Below are 2,287 nucleotides of genomic sequence, written 5' to 3'. Positions count from 1 at the left end.
GCGACGGACCGCCGCACGGCAGCCGCCGACACGGCCCGGAACTCCTCACTCCGCTCAGCGGCCTCGACCCGCTCGACGCGGTACAACCGGGTCCGCGGGGCCGCCCGGAAATGCGGGTTGACCCGGAACTGATCGGGTTCCCCGAGCAGTCGACGCACCATCCCGGCCGTCCATCCCCGAGCGCGCAAGCCGGCCATGGAGAGATGCGCACGAGTGGCCTGCGCGTCGCCGCCGCCCTCCGACCCCTGCTCCCGCCCGTTCTCATTCGTCTCGTACGCTGCCATCGACCGCTCCCCCGTGGTGACTCTCAGTGACCACTCCAGTGAAGCGCGCGCCACTGACAATCGGCCCGACGGCATCACGCGGCCAGAGTGACCTCAGACCCCAGATGCGTCAGGAGCGTCGGGAGTGTCAGGACCTGTTTGAACCGCCGGGGGGGGGTGCCCCGATCCGCCCCTGCCGCAGCGTCCTCGGGAGTGCGCGGTGCGGGCAGGTCGATGAGGTCGCTTACCCCGGCCACCTCCTGCAAGGTCCGCGCCAGTGACCTCAGCACACTTCGCACCTCCGCGATCGCACCACGCAGCGCGTCCGCGTGTTCCCACTCCCGCTCCCACGCCACCGGATCGCGCCCTTCGGGCCGCTGGGACTCGTAGGCGGCGAGGCGGGGATGCCATGACGCGAGCAGGGGGCGCAGGACGCGGTTGAGGACGGTGACCGCGAGGACGGCGAAGCTGACGTGGCCGGGGGCCAGCGGCGGGGCGATCTCGGGGCCGTAGCGGCGGAGGATCTCGCGGGTGGTGCCGAAGAAGGTGTAGAGGGAGGTCAGGGCCTCGCGCAGGAAGCCCTCGTCGGCGGAGAGCTCCTCGACCGAGACCCGGGTGACGAGCTCCAGGTACAGCTCCCAGGCCGCGCTGCGCTCCGCGTCGGCAGGTTCCCAGGTGCCCGAGATCTCGCCCACGAACGGGATCGTCAGCCTGGCCGTGATCTGCGACGGACCGCCCGGACCCCGACGCCTGCGCTGCCTGTGTCTCATGATCGCCCTCCCCGGCACCCACAGTAGGGTAAGCCGTCGTGTGGGACGTCTTCCTCAGCTACAGCCGCAGTGATGTGGAGCGGGTGCGGCCGCTCGCGCGGATGCTGCGCGACGGCGGGCTCGACGTGTTCACTGACGAGACCGGAGTCGCGTCCTTCGCCGGCATCAGTGACACCATCCGGCGCGAACTGGCCCGCTCCAAGGCGCTGCTCGCCTACTACTCCGCCGGCTACCCCGAACGCGAGGCCTGCCAGTGGGAGTTGACGACGGCCTACCTGGCCGGCCTGGGGGAGGGCGACCCGCGCGGCCGGGTCATGGTCGTCAATCCCGAGCCGACCTCCGACCACATCCACCCCGTCGAACTCCGCGACGCCCGGCACGCCTCGGCCGACGAACCCGCCGCCCTGGTGGCCGACGTACGCGAGCATGTCGCCCGCCTCGACGGTCCGATGGCGATCCAGGAACGCGCCGTACGACGATGGCTGTCGGGCTCGCCGGAACCGCGCTCCGACTTCCTGGGCCGCCTTTCCGAGCTCTGGCAGGTGCACTCCGCCCTGCACGCCCACTCCGCGCACCTCGTCACCGGCAGTGCCGCCCCGCGCGCCGTACAGATCCGCGGCATGTCCGGCATCGGCAAGTCCGCGCTCGCCCAGGAGTACGCCCTCCGCTTCGAGGCGGCCTACCCCGGCGGTGTCTTCTGGGTGAACGGGCAGGCGTACGAGGAGTCCATGCGTGCGCTTTCCGGTTCCGGCGCCACTTCCTTCGGTACCGGCGAACCGTTCCTGTGGATCGTCGACTCCGTCCCCGCCGACCGGCTCACCGCCCGGGACATCGCCGCGATGGCGGCACCGCACCCCCTCGGCCACACCGTCTTCACCCTGCACAGCCGTGCCTACGACGGGATCGGCACCCCCGTGGACCTGGGACCGCTCGACGCCCCGCACGCGCGCGTGCTCGTCGGCGGTGACGAAGCACTGGCCGAGGCGGTGGAGGGGCACCCTCTCGCGCTCGGCCTCCTGGGACGCGCGATCCGGGCCGGACACCAGCCGCGAGAACTGTACGACCGCCTCCACGCGCGCGGGGGTTCGCTTCTCGACACGCTCGCAGCGGGAGACGTGACCGGCGCTCTCGTGCGGGACGTGGACACGGCGGACGCCGCCGACGTGCTGCGCTGCGCCGCCGTACTGCATCCACTGCCGTTGACCGCGGAGGACGCGGAGCGGGTGCTCGCCGCCGCCGACCGCGTGCCCAGGG

At 72.1% G+C, this 2,287-nt stretch carries 2 protein-coding genes and 1 pseudogene; 1 reads left to right on the top strand and 2 read right to left on the bottom strand.

All coding sequences use genetic code 11. The annotated features are described in order from the left end of the window. Together R6V09_RS51285 and R6V09_RS51280 are read right to left on the bottom strand one after the other, a co-directional pair. Positions 1-284, bottom strand: a pseudogene (locus R6V09_RS51285) (hypothetical protein); the annotation flags it as partial. 74 nt (positions 285-358) lie between these two features. Beyond that, positions 359-1,033, bottom strand: a complete 675-nt coding sequence (locus R6V09_RS51280; RefSeq protein ID WP_317888274.1) for a hypothetical protein — start codon at positions 1,031-1,033, stop codon at positions 359-361. A gap of 38 nt (positions 1,034-1,071) precedes the next feature. On the opposite strand from R6V09_RS51280, the gene R6V09_RS51275 reads away from it, so the two are divergent. After that, positions 1,072-2,287 (top strand): tetratricopeptide repeat protein (locus R6V09_RS51275; RefSeq protein ID WP_317888273.1); only part of this gene is annotated, 1,216 nt, incomplete at its 3' end.

Source organism: Streptomyces sp. W16, assembly GCF_033194735.1.
In the GTDB taxonomy this organism is placed as follows: Bacteria; Actinomycetota; Actinomycetes; order Streptomycetales; family Streptomycetaceae; genus Streptomyces.
Note: the sequence above shows the minus strand (reverse complement) of the source record. Positions and strands in the feature narration are given on the sequence as shown.

What these genes read in the sequence shown, in the direction of transcription:
- R6V09_RS51280 (WP_317888274.1), bottom strand. Translation starts at nt 1,033, where the DNA reads ATGAGACACAGGCAGCGCAGGCGTCGGGGTCCGGGCGGTCCGTCGCAG.